Origin of the sequence: Streptomyces spinoverrucosus (genome assembly GCF_006539505.1) — a bacterium.
Classification (GTDB): Bacteria; Actinomycetota; Actinomycetes; order Streptomycetales; family Streptomycetaceae; genus Streptomyces; species Streptomyces spinoverrucosus.
Genome location: NZ_BJND01000044.1, coordinates 33,857 through 52,591, shown reverse-complemented (window position 1 = coordinate 52,591; position 18,735 = coordinate 33,857). Strand labels below are relative to the sequence as shown.

The window sequence follows — 18,735 nt, the reverse complement described above, 5'->3', positions numbered from 1 at the left end:
GCTCACTTCTTGAGGGCCGCCGCGATGTCGCGGAGCGCGTGAGTGGCTCTGCGCTGGAGGCCGGGGCCGAAGGTGATGCGGGTGGCTCCTTGTCTGCCGAGTTCGGCGAGTTCGGTGGGCTCGGTTTTCGAGGGGCCCTCGCCGTCCAGCCGTGCAAACACGTTGATCGGCCCCTCGATCCCGGCCCGCAGCAGCGGCAGTACGTCGAGCGGGGCGTCGATCGGATACACGCAGTCGGCGCCCGCGGCGATGTACAACGCGGCGCGCTCGATGGCCCGTTCGGGGTCCTTGACGCCCCGTACGAACGTGTCGACGCGCGCGTTGATGAACAGCCGGTCGCCCGCCGCCGCCCGCACCTCGGCCAGCCATTCGGCGTGCGCGTGCGGGTCCTTGAGGCCGCCCTGGCCGGAGTCCTCCAGATTGCAGCCGACGGCGCCGGTCTCCAGCAGCCGCTCGACCAGCTCCTTCGGCGGGAGCCCGTACCCGTCCTCGACATCCGCCGACACCGGTACGTCCACCGCCCGCACGATCCGGGCGACCGCCGCGAACATCTCGTCCGCCGGTGTCTCCCCGTCCTCGTACCCGAGCGAGGCGGCGACCCCAGCGCTGGGCGTCGCCAGCGCGGGGAAACCGGCGTCCACGAGGGCGCGGGCACTCGCCGCGTCCCAGGGGCCCGGGAGGATCAGGGGGTCGGCCGGGTCGGGCCGACGGTGCAGGGCGCGGAACGTGTCGGCTTTGGTCACCACTGCTTTGGTCACTTCTGATTCTGCTTTGGTCACTTCTGCTTTGGTCACTTCTGCTTTGGTCACCACTCCACGCTTCCCGGCGGGATCCGTCGGGACACCATCAGCCGGTTCCAGCTGTTGATCACGGTGATGAGGGCGATGAGGTGCGCCAGCTCGGTTACCTCGAAGTGCCGGGCCGCCCGCTCGTAGACCTCGTCCGGCACGAAGCCGTCCGTCAGCACGGTCACCGCCTCCGTCAGCGCGAGCGCGGCCCGCTCGCGCTCGTCGAAGAGCTCCTCCGCCTCCTCCCACGCGGCCAGCAGATCGAGCTGCCTCTCGCTCACCCCGTGCTTGCGGGCCAGCGCGAGATGCATGTCGAGGCAGAACGCGCAGTGATTGATCTGGGAGGCACGGATCTGCACCAGCTCGGCGAGCGCCGGGTCGCCGAGGCCCTGCTTCGCGGCGGCGCTCAGCGCCCGCATCGCCTCGCGTAACCCGGCGTCCAGGTACGTGGTCCGTGCCGTCACTTGTACTGGCCCGGCTGGTAGTGACCGGGCGTCATACGGCAGGTCACGCCGAACCGGTTCCAGGCGTTGATCACCGTGATCGCGGCGAGCAGCTGCGCCAGCTCCGTCTCCTCGAAGTGCCGCGCCGCCCGCTCGTACACCTCGTCCGGCACGAACCCGTCCGTCAGGACGGTCACCGCCTCCGTCAGCTCCAGGGCCGCGAGCTCCTTCTCGGTGTAGAAGTGCCGCGACTCCTCCCACGCGCTCAGCTGCACGATCCGCTCGACGCTCTCGCCCGCCGCGAGGGCGTCCTTGGTGTGCATGTCGATGCAGAAGGCGCAGTGGTTGATCTGCGAGGCGCGGATCTTCACCAGCTCGTACAGCGTCGGGTCCAGGCCCTGCCGGGCCGCCGTGTCGAGCCGGATCATCGCCTTGTAGACGTCGGGGACGAGCTTGGCCCACTCCAGACGCGGGGTGAGCTCGGGGGCGTACTGCACGGCTGTGGTGTCTTCTGTCGTAGTCACGCCCTCGACCCTACGAGCGAGGCAGCCCAGGGGTATGGTCCATTTCCATGGCGAAACCTCGGGCCACTTTGGGCATCGATCTGCACATCGAACCCTCCGGACCCGGCCTGCGCCGCGGTCTGACCGACGCCCTGCGCGAGGCCGTCCGCACCGGCCGCCTCGCCCCCGGCACCCGGCTGCCCTCCTCCCGCTCGCTCGCCGCCGACCTCGGCATCGCCCGCAACACCGTCGCCGAGTCCTACGCCGACCTCGTCGCCGAGGGCTGGCTCACCGCCCGCCAGGGCTCCGGCACCCGGGTCGCCGACCGCGCCGTCCTGCCACCGCCCGACCGTGCGTCCCCGCACCACCGCGAACCCGGCCGCCCCGCCCACAACCTCGTCCCCGGCACCCCCGACCTCGCCTCCTTCCCCCGCGCCGAGTGGCTCAAGGCCGCCCGCCGCGCCCTCACCGCCGCCCCGAACGACGCCCTCGGCTACGGCGACCCCCGGGGCCGCATCGAACTGCGCACCGCCCTCGCCGACTACCTCTCCCGCGCCCGCGGCGTACGAGCCGACCCCGACCGCATCCTCGTCTGCGCCGGCTTCTCCCACGGCCTGAAACTCCTCGCCGAGGTCCTCCACGCCCGCGGCCTGCGCACCCTCGCCGTGGAGTCCTACGGCCTCGACGTCCACTGGAACCTCGTAGAACGCACCGGCCTACGCACCGTCCCCCTCCCCTTCGACGCACACGGCACGTTGCCGGGGGCCCTTGAAGGGGCGACGGAGGTTGGTGCCTCCGGTTCCTTGCGGTCGGAGGCTGACGGCTCCGCCGGGCGGGGGGTTTCTGGCTCGGCGGGACTGGGGGCTGTGGGCTCTGCCGGGCGCGGGGCTGGTGGTTTGGCGGGGTCAGGAGCCGTTGGCTCTGTTGGGCGTGGGGCTTCTGGCGCTGCGGGACCGGGGGCTGCTGGGCGCGGGCCTGGTGGCTCGGTGGGTCAGGGAGCCGTTGGCTCTGCCGGGCGTGGCGCTCCCGGCTCGGCGTGGCCGGAGGCCGCTGGCTCCGACGGGCGTCGGACACCCAGCGACGACCGGAGCGCAGCTCCCCGCCCCGCCGCAGGGCGGGCCGGCGAGGGCGGCCTCCGTGATGACCTCGCCGCCGCGCGGGCCGTGCTGCTGACTCCGGCGCACCAGTTCCCGATGGGCGTCGCCCTGCACCCCGCGCGGCGGGCCGCCGTCGTGGAGTGGGCCCGGCGGACGGGCGGGCTGATCCTGGAGGACGACTACGACGGCGAGTTCCGCTACGACCGCCAGCCCGTCGGCGCCCTCCAGAACCTCGACCCCGACCACGTCGTCTATCTCGGCACCGCCAGCAAATCCCTCGTCCCCGGCCTGCGGCTGGCCTGGATGGTCCTGCCGCCCTCGCTGGTGGCGGACGTCATGCGGCACGCGGGCAGCTCTGCCACCGGCGTCCTCGAACAGCTGACCCTCGCCGAGTTCCTCACCTCCGGCGCCTACGACCGCCATGTCCGCGCCGCCCGCCTGCGCTACCGGCGTCGCCGCGACGACCTGGTCGCCGCCCTCGCCGAGCGCGCGCCCGACGTCCGCGCCACCGGCATCGCGGCCGGTCTGCACGCCGTCCTCCAACTCCCGCCCGGCACCGAACAACCCGTCGTCCGCGCGGCCAACTGGCAGGGCGTCGCCGTCCACGGCCTCTCCCGCTACCGTCACCCCGCAGCCGAGGCCCAGCACCTCGACGCCCTGGTCGTCGGCTACGGCACCCCACCCGACCACGCCTGGACCGGCACCCTGGACGCCCTGTGCAGGGCGCTGCCCTGAGCCCCATGGCGCACGTGATCCCCCTAGACAGAGCCCTGCACACCGAGCACCCCGCGCAGTTGGGCCAGCCCCCAGTCCAGGTCCTCCTTCGCGATGACCAGCGGCGGCGCGATCCGGATCGTCGATCCGTGCGTGTCCTTCACCAGCACCCCCCGGTCCATCAGCTTCTCGGACACCTCCCGCCCTGTGCCGAACCTCGGATGGATGTCCACCCCCGCCCACAGCCCGCGTCCCCGCACCTGCGTCACCCGCCCCGTGCCGGTCAGCGCCGCCAGCTCCCGGTGCAGATGCTCGCCCAGCTCCGCCGCCCGCGCCTGGTACTCACCCGACCGGAGCATCGCGATCACCTCCAGCGCCACCGCACAGGCCAGCGGATTCCCGCCGAACGTCGACCCGTGCTCCCCGGGCCGGAAAACCCCGAGCACCTCCGCCGACGACACCACCGCCGACACCGGCACGATCCCACCGCCCAGCGCCTTGCCCAGCACATACATGTCCGGCACCACGCCCTCGTGCTCGCACGCGAACGTCCGCCCCGTCCGCCCCAGCCCCGACTGGATCTCGTCCGCGACGAACAGCACGTTCCGCTCCCGGGTCAGCTCCCGCACCGCCGGCAGATAGCCGGCCGGCGGCACGATCACCCCCGACTCGCCCTGGATCGGCTCCAGCAGCACGGCGACCGTGTTCTCCGTCATCGCCGCCCGCATCGCCGTCAGATCCCCGTACGGCACGATCTCGAAGCCAGGCGTGTACGGGCCGAAGTCCGCCCGCGCCTCCGGATCGGTGGAGAAGCTGATGATCGTCGTCGTACGGCCGTGGAAGTTGCCCGACGCCACCACGATCTTCGCCATCTCCGCGGGCACGCCCTTGACCCGGTACCCCCACTTGCGGGCCGTCTTCACCGCGGACTCCACCGCCTCCGCGCCCGTGTTCATCGGCAGCACCATCTCCATCCCGCACAGCTCCGCCAGCTCCGTGCAGAACGCCGCGAACCGGTCGTGATGGAAGGCCCGCGACGTCAGCGTCACCCGCTCCAGCTGCGCCTTCGCCGCCTCGATCAACCGCCGGTTGCCGTGCCCGAAGTTGAGCGCCGAGTAACCGGCCAGCAGATCCAGATAGCGCCGGCCCTCCACATCCGTCATCCACGCCCCGTCGGCCGAGGAGACGACCACCGGCAGCGGGTGATAGTTGTGCGCGCTGTGCGCTTCGGCTTTGGCGATGAGGCTTTCCGTAGCGGTCACGGCAACTCCCGAACATGAGGCTGGACCCCCTTCTTATCGTCGCTCGCATGGTGGACTGGGGAACCGGACCGTCCGGCGCGCCCGGTAGGCTGATCACCGGGCCGTGACTGGCGCGCTGGGATGGGACCGACCATCGGGGAGCGGCCTGGAGCAGTGATCGAGTGCCGTGCGCCTGGGCCGAACCGTGAACCGTGACCGCTTAAGCCACGCCGCCCGGAGGCCGAGATGTCAGAGCAGCCCCTCTCCACCGAGTCCACCGCCTTCCGCTCCGCCCTCGACGTGATCCGCGCCGTCGAGCCACGCGTCGCCGACGCCATCGGCCAGGAGGTCGCCGACCAGCGCGAGATGCTCAAGCTGATCGCCTCCGAGAACTACGCCTCCCCGGCCACCCTCCTCGCGATGGGCAACTGGTTCAGCGACAAGTACGCCGAGGGCACCGTCGGCCGCCGCTTCTACGCCGGCTGCCGCAACGTCGACACCGTCGAGTCCCTCGCCGCCGAGCACGCCCGCGAGCTGTTCGGTGCCCGCCACGCCTACGTCCAGCCGCACTCCGGCATCGACGCCAACCTCGTCGCCTTCTGGGCCGTCCTCGCCGACCGTGTCGAGGCCCCGTTCCTGGAGAAGACCGGCGTCCGCCAGGTCAACGACCTCTCCGAGGCCGACTGGGCCGAACTCCGCCAGGCCTTCGGCAACCAGCGCATGCTCGGCATGTCCCTGGACGCCGGCGGCCACCTCACCCACGGCTTCCGCCCGAACATCTCCGGCAAGATGTTCGACCAGCGCTCCTACGGCACCGACCCCGCCACCGGCCTGATCGACTACGACGCCCTGCGCGCCCAGGCCCGCGAGTTCAAGCCGCTGATCATCGTCGCCGGCTACTCCGCCTACCCCCGTCTCGTGAACTTCCGGATCATGCGCGAGATCGCCGACGAGGTCGGCGCCACGCTCATGGTCGACATGGCGCACTTCGCGGGCCTGGTCGCGGGCAAGGTGCTGACCGGCGACTTCGACCCGGTCCCGCACGCCCAGATCGTCACCACCACCACCCACAAGTCGCTGCGCGGCCCGCGCGGCGGCATGGTCCTGTGCGACGACTCCCTCAAGGACCAGGTCGACCGCGGCTGCCCGATGGTCCTCGGCGGCCCGCTCCCGCACGTCATGGCCGCCAAGGCCGTCGCCCTCGCCGAAGCCCGTCAGCCCTCCTTCCAGGACTACGCCCAGCGCATCGTCGACAACTCCCGCGCGCTGGCCGACGGCCTGATGCGGCGCGGCGCCACCCTCGTCACCGGCGGCACCGACAACCACCTCAACCTGATCGACGTCGCCAACTCCTACGGCCTCACCGGCCGCCAGGCCGAGGCCGCCCTCCTGGACTCCGGCATCGTCACCAACCGCAACGCCATCCCGGCCGACCCCAACGGCGCCTGGTACACCTCCGGCATCCGCATCGGCACCCCCGCCCTGACCACCCGCGGCCTGGGCACCGCCGAGATGGACGAGGTCGCCGCCCTCATCGACCGCGTCCTCACCACCACCGAGCCCGGCACCACCAGCAAGGGCACCCCGTCCAAGGCGCAGCACGTCCTCGACCCGAAGATCGCCGATGAGATCTCCCGCAGTGCCACCGACCTCGTCACCGGCTTCCCGCTGTACCCGGAGATCGACCTGGGCTGACGTCCACGACGAAGCCACCCGGGCCGCACAGGTCCAGGTCGATCAACTCCTGGCGTGGCTCCTCCCGCGGCGGTCCGGCTCCCTGCCGGGCCGCCGCGCGGCGTATCGGCACGGTGCCGCCGACACCGGCCGCGAACCCGACGGCCGGCCCCACCACCGCCCACCCGGCATCACCCATCACCGGGCCGGGCCGGCCCCCGGCGACCTCCCCGTCCGTTTCGCCGACCTTCATACGTCCCGCAGCTCCTGCCTCGGCCCCGGCTCACCCCTTAGGCGGCCCCACGGCAGTCGCGCGGTGAAGGGGCGCAGGACCAGCGCGAGCATGGCCCCGGCCGCCACGCCCGGAAGCGCCCACCACCAGTCCGTCCCGTCACCCGACCCTGACGACTGGGCCCGGGACGCCTCGGGCGCCGTGCCCGTGGCGTCGGCCGCAGTGCCGGACGAGCCCTTCGCGCCCTCGTCCGGCCCGTATGCCTCCCACGCCGGTGGGAAGATCGCTGGGTTTCCGTCGGGCGAAGCCTTGCCCATCAGACCCAGCTTCTTGAGCAGGGCGCGCAACTGGGCCGGATGATCGGCGCGGTGCCAGGTGCCGTTCGTCGTGCTGTCCAGGTTCGCCGCCGTGTGTATCCAGACATCCCGCTCGTCGTCGGCCGGGTAGACCCGGTCGAGGCGCCAGGGCGTCACGTCGTGGACCATCCACGTGACGTTGATCTGGCGGGCTGCCGTCAGGCCGGCCTCGGGCGGCTTGTCCCGTGTGCCCTGGCCCGGTGCGCCGAGCAGCCGCTCCAGCTCGCCGTACTCCTTGTCGGAGTAGTACAGCGAGGCCGTCTCCGTGCTCTCCGGTGATACCAGGAGCACGCTGGTCGGCCCTCCGGCTGACGCGGGCGCCGCCGCGCCCCATAGCAGGAGGGCGAGCGCCGCCGCCAATGCCACTGTCAGAGCCGCGAGTTCACGAAAGCGGCCCCTCCAGCCGCCCCCGCCGCCTCGCCCGCGTCCACGCGAGCGATCTCCCGAGCGGCCGACCTGATGTCCACTCATCCGAACCCCCAGTCGAGCGATCCCCGTGCGGCCCGTCTCCGAGCCGCATGTCACTTCTGGTACACCGCCCGAACCGCCTGGGTTCCCACCCGGAACCCACATTTTCCGGACCGGCCGGTTCAGAACTGATGCGAGGAACTAATGCGAGGACACCTCGGACGGCCTCTCCATGGATCGCGCGATCTTCACGGCCCGCTCCTTCGACGCCACCCCTTCCAGCCGCAGCGTCACGGCCTTGTCCTCCGCGCCGCGGGTCCACCACAGCAACGTCGGACCGGCCGTCCGCTCCTCGCGCGTGTAGCGCTCCCCGCTCGCGTCCACCAGCCAGACGGTCAGCAGGTGCGGGCGAGGGAACCACAGGACCGGATCGTGCGAGGCGTCGGGGCCCAGCGAGATCCATTCCGGCGGTTCGCGCACCGTCTTGGCGAAGCTGATGTCCAGGCTCGCGCGCCGCTGGTCCAGCCGTATCGTGCGCCCGTCCTCGCCCCAGCACAGGCTCACCACGAATCGTCCCCCCGGTTCACCCGTCACCGAGACCGTGTCCGGCATGCCGAGCTCCTCCGGCACCAGCGGCTCGAATCCGGCACGGCCCTCAGCCTGGGCGAGCGACACCGAGCGACCGCAACCGGGGACCTCTGCGCCGGGCGACGGCATCGCCGACGGGTCGTAGCGCACCTCCACTCCGGCGAAGTCGAACCAGTCGAAGACCGCCGCCCGCACCGGGGGCGTGAGCACGAGCACCGTCAGCAGGCCGCACAGCGCCGCGGTCAGCGAACGCCAGCGCATCCGCGTCCAGCGCCGCACGGCCCGCAGCCGCTCGGCGGCACCCGGCGGCTCGGCCACCGGGACAGGCACACACTCGGCGAGTATCTGCCCCAGCACCCGCTCGACCATCGTCTCGGCGCCGTCCGCCGCACCCGGCACGTCCAGCGAACGCCCGAGGGCCCGCAGCTCCTCCGGCAGCCGGGCCGGGTCTCCACGCCGACCGTACCCACCGGCGCCTCCGGCGTCCCCGGCGCCGTCATGCCCGTACGCACGCCGCCGGTCACCCTCGTACGCCCCTTGCCCGTCACCGTCGTCCGGCATCCGCCACTCACCGTCGTCCGGCATCCGCCCGTCACCCATGCTCATCACCCCCTTCCCGAGGTTGAAAATCCGGCAGCAACCGCCCCAGCTTCCGCAACGCGCGGTTCAGCCGGGATTTCACCGTGCCCCGGGGCCAGCCAAGGGCCTGGGCCGTCTCGGACTCGTCCATCTCGAGGAGATAGCGGTAGGTGACGACCAGGCGATGCTCCTCGCTGAGCTTGCCCAGGGCGGCCTGGAGCGCGGCACGGCGCTCTCTCTCCAGCGCCGCCACCGCCGGGTCCACCGATTCCGGTATCAGCGGTTCCGCCTCCACGAACGCCGCCTCACGCCCGGCGAGCGTGCGTTGGCGGGCCGCCGTACGCACTGTGTTCCTCGTCTCATTGGCGACGATCGCCAGCAGCCACGGCCTGAACGCCGCGCCGTCCTTGAACCGGCCCAGCGAGCAGTACGCCTTGACGAAGGCCTGCTGCACCACGTCCTCCGCGTCCGCACCCGCCCCGAGCGCGGTGGCCGCCCTGAGTGCGATGCCCGTATGGGCCCGCACCAGCTGCGCGTACGCCTCCGGCTCTCCGGCGCGTACGCGTGCGATCACCGCGACCTCATCGACGATGCGGCCCCCCTCCCGCGTCCTCACACCTTTGTTACACCGCCGGGGACGGTTCGGTTCCCATCTGTTTCCGACCAGTTCCGGACCGGCCCCCAGGACCTGAGAGAATGGTGAGCATGGCCTCTGATCGACCCCGCGTGCTCTCCGGAATCCAGCCCACCGCAGGCTCGTTCCACCTCGGCAACTACCTCGGCGCCGTCCGCCAGTGGGTGGCCCTGCAGGAGACCCACGACGCGTTCTACATGGTCGTCGACCTACACGCGATCACGCTCCCGCAGGACCCCAAGGACCTGCGCGCCAACACCCGGCTCGCCGCCGCCCAGCTGCTCGCGGCCGGACTCGACCCCGAGCGCTGCACGCTGTTCGTCCAGAGCCACGTCCCCGAGCACGCCCAGCTCGCCTGGGTCATGAACTGCCTCACCGGCTTCGGCGAGGCGTCCCGCATGACCCAGTTCAAGGACAAGTCCGCCAAGCAGGGCGCGGACCGGGCCTCCGTCGGCCTGTTCACGTACCCGATCCTGCAAGTCGCGGACATCCTCCTCTACCAGGCCAACGAGGTCCCCGTCGGCGAGGACCAGCGCCAGCACATCGAGCTCACCCGCGACCTCGCCGAGCGCTTCAACGGCCGCTTCGGCCAGACGTTCACGGTCCCGAAGCCGTACATCCTCAAGGAGACGGCCAAGATCTACGACCTTCAGGACCCGTCGATCAAGATGAGCAAGTCGGCGTCCACGCCGAAGGGCCTGATCAACCTGCTCGACGAGCCCAAGGCCACGGCGAAGAAGGTCAAGAGCGCCGTCACCGACACGGACACCGTGATCCGCTTCGACCCCGAGGCCAAGCCGGGCGTCAGCAACCTCCTCTCCATCTACTCGAACCTGACCGGGACGGGAATCGCGGAACTGGAGGAGAAGTACGTCGGCAAGGGCTACGGTGCGCTCAAGACGGACCTCGCCGACGTCATGGTCGAGTTCGTGACGCCGTTCCGGGAGCGGACCAACCAGTACCTCGACGACCCGGAGACGCTGGACTCGATCCTGGCCAAGGGCGCGGAGAAGGCGCGCGCCGTCGCCGCGGAGACCCTGGCACAGGCCTACGACAGGGTGGGCTTCCTCCCGGCCAAGCACTGAGCCGGACCGTACGCCCGTACTCCCGGACCGTACGCCCGTACTCCCAGGCCGTACGCCCGTACCTCCGGGCCGTACGCCCGTACCTCCGGGCCGTACGCCCGTACCTCCGGGCCGTACACCCGCGACCCGGGCCGTACCCCCATACACCGCACAAGCGCTGCACATCACTGCGGCTGCGGCTGCCCACGGCACAGCCGGAGCCGTACAGTCGATAGCCGGACGGCCGCACCCGCGGCCACCCGTGCCCGCTTGAGACCCGTACCCGACACGACGACAGGAGACGACGTGGGGACCGTAACGATCGGTGTGTCGATCGCGGTCCCGGAGCCGCACGGCAGCCTGCTCCAGCAGCGGCGCGCGGGCTTCGGCGACGCCGCGGCTCACGGCATCCCCACGCACGTCACCCTGCTGCCGCCGACGGAGGTCGACGACTCGGAGCTGCCCGCGATCGAGGCGTACCTCGCCGAGGTCGCCGCCGCCGGGCGCCCCTTCGCGATGCGGCTGTCCGGCACCGGGACCTTCCGGCCCCTGTCGCCGGTCGTGTACGTCCAGGTCGTCGAGGGCGCCGAGGTGTGCGCGTGGCTGCAGAAGCAGGTCCGGGACGGCTCCGGCCCGGTGGCACGCGAGCTGCAGTTCCCGTACCACCCACACGTCACCGTCGCCCACGGCATCGACGAGGCGGCCATGGACCGCGCCTTCGCGGAACTCGCCGACTACCAGGCCGAGTGGGCCTGCACCGGCTTCGCCCTGTACGAACAGGGCGGCGACGGCGTGTGGCGCAAGCTGCGCGAGTTCGCGTTCGGCGGCGCGGTGGTGCCGCCGCAGGCGGGGCATGTGGAGCGGGGCACCATTCCCAGCCGTTAGCCCGCTACACCGGCAGCCGCCGGAACACCCCGCGCGGGATGTGTCGTAGCGCCGCCATCACCAGACGGAGCGATCCGGGTACCCACACCGTCTCCGAGCGGCAGCGCAGGCCCAGTTCGATCGCCGTCGCGACCGCTTCGGGGGTGGTGGAGAGAGGGGCCTCCTCCAAGCCCGTGGTCATCTTCGAGCGGACGAATCCGGGGCGTACGACCATGACGTGCACGCCCGTTCCGTGCAGCGCGTCGCCCAGGCCCTGGGCGAACGCGTCGAGGCCCGCCTTGCTGGAGCCGTAGATGAAGTTCGCGCGGCGGGCGCGTTCGGCGGCGACCGAGGAGAGGACGACCAGGGAGCCATGGCCCTGCGCCTGCAGCGCGCGGGCGGCGACCAGGCCCGCCGAGACCGCTCCCGTGTAGTTGGTCTGCGCGACACGCACCGCGCTGACCGGCTCGCGCTCGTCGCGCGCCTGGTCGCCGAGGATGCCGAACGCGAGCAGAACCATGTCGATGTCGCCCTCCGCGAAGACCTTGTCGAGCACCGTCTCGTGGGACTCGGGGTCGAGCGCGTCGAACGCGACGGTGTGCACGTCGGCGCCCAGGGCGCGCAGGCCGTCGGCGGCCGCCTCCAGGGCGGGCGAGGGCCGTCCGGCCAGCCACACCGTGCGCGTACGGCGGATGATCAGGCGGCGGGCGGTGGCCAGCGCGATCTCGGACGTGCCGCCGAGGACGAGGAGGGACTGGGGGAGACCGAAGGCGTCCTTCATGACAGCTCCTGGGGTCGACGTGGGGGCGGGCTAGATGCCGAGTCGGCGGGAGAGGTCCGAGGTGAAGACACCGCGCGGGTCCAGTTCCGCGCGCAGGGCGCGGAAGTCGGCGAGTCTCGGGTACATCGCGGTGAGCAGGTCGGGGCGCAGCCGGGAGTCCTTGGCCAGGTAGACCCGGCCGCCCGCGGCCGCCACCTCCTCGTCCAGCTCGTCGAGGAAGGCGGCGAGGCCGGGCAGGCCGGCCGGGATGTCCAGGGCCAGCGTCCAGCCGGGCACCGGGAAGGAGAGCCAGCCCGGGTCGGCGTCCCCGAAGCGCTTGAGGACGGCCAGGAAGGACGGGCAGCGGCGCGCCGCGACGCGACGCACGATCCGGCGCACGGTCTCCTCCTGGCCGTATCCGACGACGAACTGGTACTGCACGAGGCCGCCGCGGCCGTAGATCCGGTTCCAGTGCGGTACGCCGTCCAGGGGGTGGAAGAAGGCGGAGAGCCTCTGGAGATGGCCGGTACGCGCGCGTGGTGCTGTGCGGAACCAGAGTTCGTTGAACAATCCGACCGTGCGGCGGCTCAGGAGACCCTCCGGCACCAGATCGGGGGCGGGCGGCAAGCGGGTGGGGCGGAAGGCGAGAGGGCCTCTACGCGCGCGCGTGCCCTCACGCAGGGCCTCCAGGGGCGCGTGGTCGCCGCGGGTCAGTACCGCGCGGCCCGTCGCCGCGCCGCGGGCCAGCAGGTCGATCCAGGCGACCGAGTAGGGGTAGCGGTGGTCGGTGGCCGTCAGTCGGGCCATCAGGTCGTCCAGGTCGTCGGCGCGCTCGGTGTCGACCAGCATCCATGACGTCTCGACCGGCTGGAGCCGGACGGTCGCCGTCAGGATGACGCCGGTGAGGCCCATGCCGCCCGCGGTCGCGTCGAAGAGGGGCGTGCCCTGGGCGACGGTGCGGATGCCGCCGTCGGCGGTGAGGAGCTCCAGGGACGGTACGTGGCGGGCGAAGGAGCCCGCGACGTGGTGGTTCTTGCCGTGGATGTCCGCGCCGATCGCCCCGCCGACCGTGACGTGCCGCGTGCCCGGCGTGACGGGCACGAACCAGCCGAGCGGCAGCAGCACCTCCATCAGGCGGTGCAGGGAGACGCCCGCGTCGCACAGGACGGTCCCGCCGCCGACGTCGATGGCGTGGATCCGGCCCAGGCCCGTCATGTCGAGCACCGCCCCGCCGGCGTTCTGCGCCGCGTCCCCGTACGCCCGCCCCAGGCCCCGCGCGATGCCGCCGCGAGCCCCGCAGTCCCGGACGGCCGCCACGGCCTCCTGGTACGTCCGGGGGCGGATCACCCGGGCGGTAGTGGGAGCGGTGCGGCCCCACCCGGCGACGGAAGCGACGGTGGTGCGGGGGGCGGTGTCGGCAGGCATGGTCGTGACCGTAACGCCCTATGTGCCGCATTCATCCTGAAACATTCATCAGCTACCCGAAACGGGTGATTAATGGGATGTCGCTCAATATTGCCGGTGCTGCCAGAGGGTTGACGTGAACAGTGAGTCCCCATGGACCACCGGCACGTCGAGGCGGCCCGCACTCCACACCAGGCGGTGGGGGCCACCCTCCCCGCGGCCCTCCTCAGAACCGCCCGCCCCAAACAGTGGGTCAAGAACGTCCTGGTCGTCGCCGCCCCGGCCGCCGCAGGCCAGCTCTTCTCCCGGCACGCCCTCACCCAACTGGCCCTGCTCTTCGTGCTGTTCACGGCCTGCTCCGCCGCCGTGTACCTGATCAACGACGCCCGGGACGCGGAGGCCGACCGCGCGCACCCCACCAAGCGGCACCGCCCGGTCGCCGCGGGCGAACTCCCGGCGGCCGGTGCCTACGCCGTCGGCGGCGCCCTCGCCGTCCTCGCGCCCGCCGTGGCGGCCTGGCTGTGCCCGCCCGCCGTAGCGGCCCTGCTGGTGGCCTACCTGGGCATGCAACTGGCGTACTGCGTCAGCCTCAAGCACGTCCTGGTGGTCGATCTCGTGGTCGTCACGACCGGCTTTCTGATGCGGGCGATGGCCGGCGGACTCGCCCTCCGCATCCCCCTGTCGCGCTGGTTCCTGATCACGACCGGGTTCGGCGCGCTGTTCATGGTGGCGGCCAAGCGCTACTCCGAAGCCGTACAGATGACCGGAAAAGCAGGCGCCACGCGCGCGTTGCTGACCGAGTACTCCACCGGATACCTGCGTTTCGTCTGGCAGCTGGCGGCCGGTGTCGCCGTCCTCGGCTACTGCCTGTGGGCGCTGGAGGGCGGCGGCACCCACCACAGCGGCCTGCTGCCCTGGCGTCAGCTGTCGATGGTCGCCTTCATCGTCGCGATCCTCCGTTACGCCGTCTTCGCCGACCGTGGCACGGCGGGCGAACCCGAGGACGTGATCCTGCGCGACCGCGCCCTCGCCGTCATCGGCGTGGTCTGGTTGGCGATGTACGGCCTGGCGGTGGCCCATTGGTGAGCGCGTCGGGCGGATCGACCGTACGGTGAAGGGCAGGCTCGGATCATGGACTGGCTGAAAAAGCTCCCCGTCATCGGCCCCCTGGCCACCCGTCTGATGGCCACGCACGTCTGGCGGTCGTACGAGCGGCTGGACCGCGTGAAGTGGACACGGCTGGCCGCCGCGATGACGTTCACCAGCTTCGTCGCGCTGTTCCCGCTGCTCACCGTGGGCGCCGCGATCACTGCCGCCACCCTCAGCGCCGAGCAGCAGAAGGAGATCCAGGACAGGATCGCCGACCAGATCCCCGGCATCTCCGAGCAGTTGAACATCGGCTCCCTGGTCGACAACGCCGGTACCGTCGGCATCATCGCCGGCGCCCTGCTGCTGTTCACCGGCATCGGCTGGGTCGGCTCGATGCGCGACTGTCTGCGCGCGGTGTGGGAGCTGCCGGACGACGAGGAGAACCCCGTCCTGCGCAAGGCCAAGGACACGGGCGTCCTGCTGGGCCTTGGCGGCGCGCTGCTCGTCACCCTCGCCGCGTCGGCGGTCGCCTCGGCCGCGGTCGGCTGGATCGCCCGCCAACTGGGCCTCGACGAACACGGCTGGGGCAGCCTGCTGCTGCGCGTCGCCGCGTTCGCCGTCGCCGTACTCGCCGCCTTACTGCTCCTGCTGTACGTCCTCACCCTGCTGCCCGGCGTCGAGCCGACCCGGCGGCGGCTGATCGTGGGCGCGCTGGTCGGCGCGGTCGGCTTCGAGCTGCTGAAGCTGCTGCTGAGCGGCTATATGCAGGGCGTGGCCGCGAAGAGCATGTACGGCGCGTTCGGCGTCCCCGTCGCCCTGCTGCTGTGGATCAACTTCACCTCGAAGCTGGTCCTGTTCTGCGCCGCCTGGACGGCGACGCCGAGCAAGGAGGCGGAGGCGACCGGGGGCTGAGCAGCAGCCCCCGACGACCTGTCAGGCGGTCACCGCCGACGCAGCGGCCAGCGCCGGTTCACCAGGAACGCCCCGCCCGCGAGCAGCGCCAGCAGCCCGCCCGTGATCGCGAACGCGATGCCGATGCCGCTGGAGCCGCTCTCGGTCGTCGCGCTCGCCACGGGCTTGGCCGAATCCCCGCCGGTCCCGGCGCCGCCGCCCGCCTCGCCGGAGCCGGCGTCGTTCGCCTGGCCGGAGGCGGTGGCGCCGGGCTGGGCGTCGGCCGCGCCTTTCGGCGGCACCAGCTCACCCACCGGCTCCACCTTCCCGGCCGCCTTGAAGCCCCAGTCGAACAGCCGCGCGGTCTCCTTGTAGACCTCGTTGTGCTCGTCCTTCTCCGGGTTCATCACGGTGACCAGCAGCACCTTGCCGCCCCGTTCGGCGACGCCGGTGAAGGTGGAGCCCGCGTTGGTGGTGTTGCCGTTCTTGACGCCCGCGATCCCCGGGTACTGGGAGATGTCGTAGTCGCCGGTCAGCAGCCGGTTGGTGTTCTGGATCTCGAAGGACTTGCGGACCGACTTGCCCTTCTTGTTCTTCGCCGTCTCGCCCGGGAACTTCGCGGTCACCGTCGAGGAGTACTCGCGGAAGTCCTTCTTCTGCAGCCCGGAGCGCGCGATCAGCGTCAGGTCGTACGCGGAGGACACCTGGCCGGGGGCGTCGTAGCCGTCGGGGGTGACCACGTGCGTGTCGAGGGCCTGGAGTTCCTCGGCGTGCTGGTTCATCTCCTGGACGGTGTTCTTGACGCCCTTGTTCATCGCGGACAGCACGTGCACGGCGTCGTTGCCGGAGCGCAGGAAGACACCGAGCCACAGGTCGTGGACGGTGTACGTCTCGTTCTCCTTTATGCCGACCATGCTGGAGCCGGAACCGATGCCCGCCAGGTCGGAAGGGGCCACCTTGCGGGTCGCCGTCTTGGGGAACTTCGGCAGCAGCGTGTCCGCGAACAGCATCTTCAGGGTGCTCGCCGGGGCCAGCCGCCAGTGCGCGTTGTGCGCGGCGAGCACCTCGCCCGACTCGGCGTCGGCGATGATCCAGGACCGCGCGGTGACGTCCTTGGGCAGCACCGGGACACCGCTCGCCAGGTTCACCTGCGTCCCCGGACGGCCGAGCCGCGCGCCGCCCACGGTCGACATGTTCGCCGGGGGAGTGGCCGACCGGCTCGGCGACGAACTCGGCTTCGAACTCGGCGTCGGGCGGGGCGCCGCGAAGGCGGCGGGCGCGGTCAGCGAAACGGACAACAGGGTCGCGGAAGCGAGCAGCAGCGATCGCCGGGCGTTCTTCTTGGGTGCGGGCACGATCGAGAACGTACATGTACGGTCCTCGGAAGTCCCGCGCCCCTCCCCACCCCGGCGCACGATCCGGACACCCGGCGGCGATACTGAACGCATGAAACTCAGCCGCCCGATCTCCTGGTTCCTGCTCGCCTTCGGGGTGTGGAGCTGGGTCATCTGGGTCACTTTCATCAACAACCTGATCAAGGACAGCAGCGGGCTGGCGTTCGAGGACGGTCAGCCGACGGCGTACTTCTGGGTGCATCTGCTGCTCGCCGTCGTCTCCCTCGTATTGGGGACGGCCATCGGGGTCATTGGGTTGCGCGGACTGCGCGCACTGCGCCGCAAGTCATAGCGATCCGAACCCCGGCCAAGGAGAGAACAGCAGCATGGTGATCGTCTTTCTGCTCGTCGTCGTGAGCGTCCTCGTGGTGGCGAACTGGTATCTGTGGCGCCGCCTCTTCCGCGACACGACCCGGCGAGCGGGCGCGCTGCGCCGTGCCGGGGCGGTGCTGATCGGGGGCGGCTGGGCGCTCGCGATCGGCGCCCTGGTGGCCGAACGCGCGGGCGCCCCCTTCTGGCTCCAGCGCACCCTGGCCTGGCCGGGCTTCCTGTGGCTCGCGCTGTCGATCTATCTGCTGCTCGCCGTGGTCGCGGGTGAGGTGGTACGACCGCTGCTCCGGCGTTTCCTGGAACGCCGCGACGCGCAGAAGCGGGCGCCGGCCGCCGCTGACGTACCGCGGCCGGAGCCGATACCGGCGGGAGCACCGTCCACGGAGGCCGTCGTCACGGAGGAGCCGCCTTCGCAGGAGGCGCCCCTTTCCCCGGACGCGCCCCTTTCCCCGGAGGCCGAGGCACCCACCCCCGCAGGGGAACCGCAGTCCCCCTCCCGCCGCCTCTTCGTCTCCCGCGTCATCGCGGGCGCCGCCGCCGCGGCCGCCGTCGGCACGGTCGGCACCGGCACCTACGGCGTCCTGAACGGCCCCGGCGTGAAGCGCGTCACCGTCCCGCTGGCCAAGCTCCCGCGCGCGGGGCACGGTTTCCGGATCGCCGTGGTCAGCGACATCCATCTGGGCCCGGTCCTCGGCCGGGGCTTCGCCCAGAAGGTCGTCGACACGATCAACTCCACGCAGCCCGACCTGATCGCGGTGGTCGGCGACCTGGTCGACGGCAGCGTGCACGACCTGGGCCCCGCCGCCGCGCCCCTGGCCCAGCTGCGCGCCCGGCACGGCGCGTATTTCGTCACCGGCAACCACGAGTACTTCTCCGGCGCCGAGCAGTGGGTCGAGCAGGTACGGCGGCTGGGCATGCGCCCGCTGGAGAACGCGCGGACGGAACTGCCCTGGTTCGACCTGGCGGGCGTCAACGACGTCGCGGGCGAGAGCGAGGGCCAGGGCCCCGACTACACCAGGGCACTCGGCGACCGCGACACCACGCGCGCGTGCGTGCTCCTCGCCCACCAGCCGGTCCAGATCCACGAGGCCGTCAAGCACGACGTGGACCTCCAGCTCTCCGGTCACACCCACGGCGGCCAGCTGTGGCCCGGCAACCTCCTCGCGGCGGCCGCGAACCCGACCGTCGCGGGCCTGGAACGCTACGGCGACACCCAGCTGTACGTCAGCCGCGGCGCGGGCGCCTGGGGACCGCCCACGCGCGTGGGCGCCCCCTCCGACATCACGGTGATCGAGCTGGCGTCGACTCGGGCGTAGGGCCGGCCTGCCTGACAAATTCCGCCCTGCCGGGCGGCGTCTGGCACGCACGCTCGCCGCGTTGCCAAAACGCCACGTGGCTCCTCCCCCGCTCGAACCGGCTTCGCCCGGCTCGCGCGGGGGCACCCCCATCGACGGCGCTTCGGCGCCTTGTTCGCACGCTCCCCCACGCTCGAACGGGCTTCGCCCGGCTCGCGCGGGGGCACCCCCATCGCCGCCGCCGGGCCCCGCCCTCCGGGCAGACGACGGGAATTCGTCAGTCAGCCCAGGGCCGTCGCAGGCGATGCGTAACCACCGGATCCGCTCAAGTGCCGCCGGGCAGCGCTCGAACACAGCACCATGTGTCGGAGGTGTGCGTGCGGTGAG

The 18,735-nt window shown here is 71.8% G+C and carries 19 protein-coding genes and 1 riboswitch; of the genes, 8 read left to right on the top strand and 11 right to left on the bottom strand.

Annotated features, from left to right (window positions below; translation table 11 throughout):
- Positions 1-2: 2 nt before the first annotated feature.
- The 3 genes from SSP24_RS27785 to SSP24_RS27775 form a co-directional block, all read right to left on the bottom strand.
- Positions 3-743 (bottom strand): isocitrate lyase/PEP mutase family protein, encoded by a 741-nt coding sequence (locus SSP24_RS27785; RefSeq protein WP_141312490.1) that lies wholly within the window; start codon positions 741-743, stop codon positions 3-5.
- A 62-nt stretch (positions 744-805) separates the two neighbouring features.
- Complete coding sequence (locus SSP24_RS27780) at positions 806-1,252, bottom strand: carboxymuconolactone decarboxylase family protein (RefSeq protein WP_141312453.1); 447 nt, start codon at positions 1,250-1,252, stop codon at positions 806-808.
- Positions 1,249-1,755 carry a carboxymuconolactone decarboxylase family protein gene (locus SSP24_RS27775; protein ID WP_141312452.1) on the bottom strand — a complete coding sequence of 169 codons (507 nt, stop codon included), beginning with the start codon at positions 1,753-1,755 and terminating at the stop codon, positions 1,249-1,251. Before SSP24_RS27775 ends, SSP24_RS27780 begins: the two co-directional genes overlap by 4 nt.
- Before the next feature lie 47 nt (positions 1,756-1,802).
- Between SSP24_RS27775 and SSP24_RS44330 the strand changes: the two genes are divergently transcribed.
- Complete coding sequence (locus SSP24_RS44330) at positions 1,803-3,566, top strand: aminotransferase-like domain-containing protein (protein ID WP_167529728.1); 1,764 nt, start codon at positions 1,803-1,805, stop codon at positions 3,564-3,566.
- Between the two features lie 23 nt (positions 3,567-3,589).
- Here SSP24_RS44330 and rocD read toward each other — a convergent pair whose 3' ends face one another.
- Positions 3,590-4,807, bottom strand: a complete 1,218-nt coding sequence (gene rocD, locus SSP24_RS27760; protein WP_141312451.1) for an ornithine--oxo-acid transaminase — start codon at positions 4,805-4,807, stop codon at positions 3,590-3,592.
- 93 nt (positions 4,808-4,900) lie between these two features.
- A riboswitch (ZMP/ZTP riboswitch) is annotated at positions 4,901-4,992 on the top strand.
- Positions 4,993-5,032: 40 nt separating this feature from the next.
- Here rocD and SSP24_RS27755 point away from each other — a divergent pair.
- Entirely contained in the window at positions 5,033-6,481 is a 1,449-nt protein-coding gene (locus SSP24_RS27755) for a glycine hydroxymethyltransferase (protein WP_141312450.1), read from the top strand.
- Here the strand turns inward: SSP24_RS27755 and SSP24_RS27750 are convergent.
- From SSP24_RS27750 to SSP24_RS27735, 4 genes are all read right to left on the bottom strand, one after another.
- A complete protein-coding gene (locus SSP24_RS27750) occupies positions 6,441-6,713 on the bottom strand; it encodes a hypothetical protein (RefSeq protein WP_141312449.1) in 273 nt (90 codons plus the stop codon). The two genes, SSP24_RS27755 and SSP24_RS27750, sit on opposite strands and share 41 nt — an antisense overlap.
- Entirely contained in the window at positions 6,710-7,339 is a 630-nt protein-coding gene (locus SSP24_RS27745; RefSeq protein WP_229865950.1) for a hypothetical protein, read from the bottom strand. The genes SSP24_RS27750 and SSP24_RS27745 overlap by 4 nt, the downstream gene beginning before the upstream one ends.
- Positions 7,340-7,657: 318 nt before the next feature.
- Entirely contained in the window at positions 7,658-8,605 is a 948-nt protein-coding gene (locus tag SSP24_RS27740; protein ID WP_373306783.1) for a hypothetical protein, read from the bottom strand.
- A 31-nt stretch (positions 8,606-8,636) separates the two neighbouring features.
- Entirely contained in the window at positions 8,637-9,197 is a 561-nt protein-coding gene (locus tag SSP24_RS27735; RefSeq protein ID WP_141312448.1) for an RNA polymerase sigma factor, read from the bottom strand.
- 131 nt (positions 9,198-9,328) lie between these two features.
- Between SSP24_RS27735 and trpS the strand changes: the two genes are divergently transcribed.
- On the top strand, positions 9,329-10,342 hold the full coding sequence (trpS, locus tag SSP24_RS27730) for a tryptophan--tRNA ligase (RefSeq protein ID WP_141312447.1): 1,014 nt from the start codon (positions 9,329-9,331) through the stop codon (positions 10,340-10,342).
- Between the two features lie 285 nt (positions 10,343-10,627).
- Positions 10,628-11,206, top strand: coding sequence for a 2'-5' RNA ligase family protein (locus SSP24_RS27725; protein ID WP_141312446.1), 579 nt, complete (start codon positions 10,628-10,630; stop codon positions 11,204-11,206).
- A 4-nt stretch (positions 11,207-11,210) separates the two neighbouring features.
- On the opposite strand, the gene dprE2 is transcribed toward SSP24_RS27725, so the two are convergent.
- Positions 11,211-11,966 carry a decaprenylphospho-beta-D-erythro-pentofuranosid-2-ulose 2-reductase gene (gene dprE2 / locus SSP24_RS27720; protein WP_141312445.1) on the bottom strand — a complete coding sequence of 252 codons (756 nt, stop codon included), beginning with the start codon at positions 11,964-11,966 and terminating at the stop codon, positions 11,211-11,213.
- A gap of 30 nt (positions 11,967-11,996) precedes the next feature.
- Positions 11,997-13,370: a decaprenylphosphoryl-beta-D-ribose oxidase gene (gene dprE1 / locus SSP24_RS27715; RefSeq protein WP_141312444.1), complete on the bottom strand. Its 1,374-nt coding sequence runs from the start codon at positions 13,368-13,370 to the stop codon at positions 11,997-11,999.
- A 132-nt stretch (positions 13,371-13,502) separates the two neighbouring features.
- Between dprE1 and SSP24_RS27710 the strand changes: the two genes are divergently transcribed.
- Together SSP24_RS27710 and SSP24_RS27705 are read left to right on the top strand one after the other, a co-directional pair.
- On the top strand, positions 13,503-14,435 hold the full coding sequence (locus SSP24_RS27710; protein ID WP_141312443.1) for a decaprenyl-phosphate phosphoribosyltransferase: 933 nt from the start codon (positions 13,503-13,505) through the stop codon (positions 14,433-14,435).
- Between the two features lie 45 nt (positions 14,436-14,480).
- Entirely contained in the window at positions 14,481-15,350 is an 870-nt protein-coding gene (locus SSP24_RS27705; RefSeq protein ID WP_141312442.1) for a YihY/virulence factor BrkB family protein, read from the top strand.
- Positions 15,351-15,379: 29 nt separating this feature from the next.
- On the opposite strand, the gene SSP24_RS27700 is transcribed toward SSP24_RS27705, so the two are convergent.
- Entirely contained in the window at positions 15,380-16,684 is a 1,305-nt protein-coding gene (locus SSP24_RS27700) for a D-alanyl-D-alanine carboxypeptidase family protein (RefSeq protein ID WP_229865959.1), read from the bottom strand.
- Between the two features lie 91 nt (positions 16,685-16,775).
- On the opposite strand from SSP24_RS27700, the gene SSP24_RS27695 reads away from it, so the two are divergent.
- Both SSP24_RS27695 and SSP24_RS27690 read left to right on the top strand, forming a co-directional pair.
- Positions 16,776-17,015 (top strand): SCO4848 family membrane protein, encoded by a 240-nt coding sequence (locus SSP24_RS27695; RefSeq protein ID WP_141312440.1) that lies wholly within the window; start codon positions 16,776-16,778, stop codon positions 17,013-17,015.
- A gap of 34 nt (positions 17,016-17,049) precedes the next feature.
- Positions 17,050-18,369 (top strand): metallophosphoesterase, encoded by a 1,320-nt coding sequence (locus SSP24_RS27690; RefSeq protein ID WP_141312439.1) that lies wholly within the window; start codon positions 17,050-17,052, stop codon positions 18,367-18,369.
- Positions 18,370-18,735 lie beyond the last annotated feature (366 nt).

Bases quoted from the DNA above. Each gene is read 5' to 3' on its own strand.
- SSP24_RS27705 (WP_141312442.1), top strand. From the start codon at position 14,481: ATGGACTGGCTGAAAAAGCTCCCCGTCATCGGCCCCCTGGCCACCCGT.
- dprE2 (WP_141312445.1), bottom strand. From the start codon at position 11,966: ATGAAGGACGCCTTCGGTCTCCCCCAGTCCCTCCTCGTCCTCGGCGGC.
- trpS (WP_141312447.1), top strand. From the start codon at position 9,329: ATGGCCTCTGATCGACCCCGCGTGCTCTCCGGAATCCAGCCCACCGCA.
- SSP24_RS27750 (WP_141312449.1), bottom strand. From the start codon at position 6,713: ATGAAGGTCGGCGAAACGGACGGGGAGGTCGCCGGGGGCCGGCCCGGC.
- SSP24_RS27755 (WP_141312450.1), top strand. From the start codon at position 5,033: ATGTCAGAGCAGCCCCTCTCCACCGAGTCCACCGCCTTCCGCTCCGCC.
- SSP24_RS27740 (WP_373306783.1), bottom strand. From the start codon at position 8,605: ATGCCGGACGACGGTGACGGGCAAGGGGCGTACGAGGGTGACCGGCGG.
- SSP24_RS27690 (WP_141312439.1), top strand. From the start codon at position 17,050: ATGGTGATCGTCTTTCTGCTCGTCGTCGTGAGCGTCCTCGTGGTGGCG.
- SSP24_RS27710 (WP_141312443.1), top strand. From the start codon at position 13,503: ATGGACCACCGGCACGTCGAGGCGGCCCGCACTCCACACCAGGCGGTG.
- dprE1 (WP_141312444.1), bottom strand. From the start codon at position 13,370: ATGCCTGCCGACACCGCCCCCCGCACCACCGTCGCTTCCGTCGCCGGG.
- SSP24_RS44330 (WP_167529728.1), top strand. From the start codon at position 1,803: ATGGCGAAACCTCGGGCCACTTTGGGCATCGATCTGCACATCGAACCC.
- SSP24_RS27695 (WP_141312440.1), top strand. From the start codon at position 16,776: ATGAAACTCAGCCGCCCGATCTCCTGGTTCCTGCTCGCCTTCGGGGTG.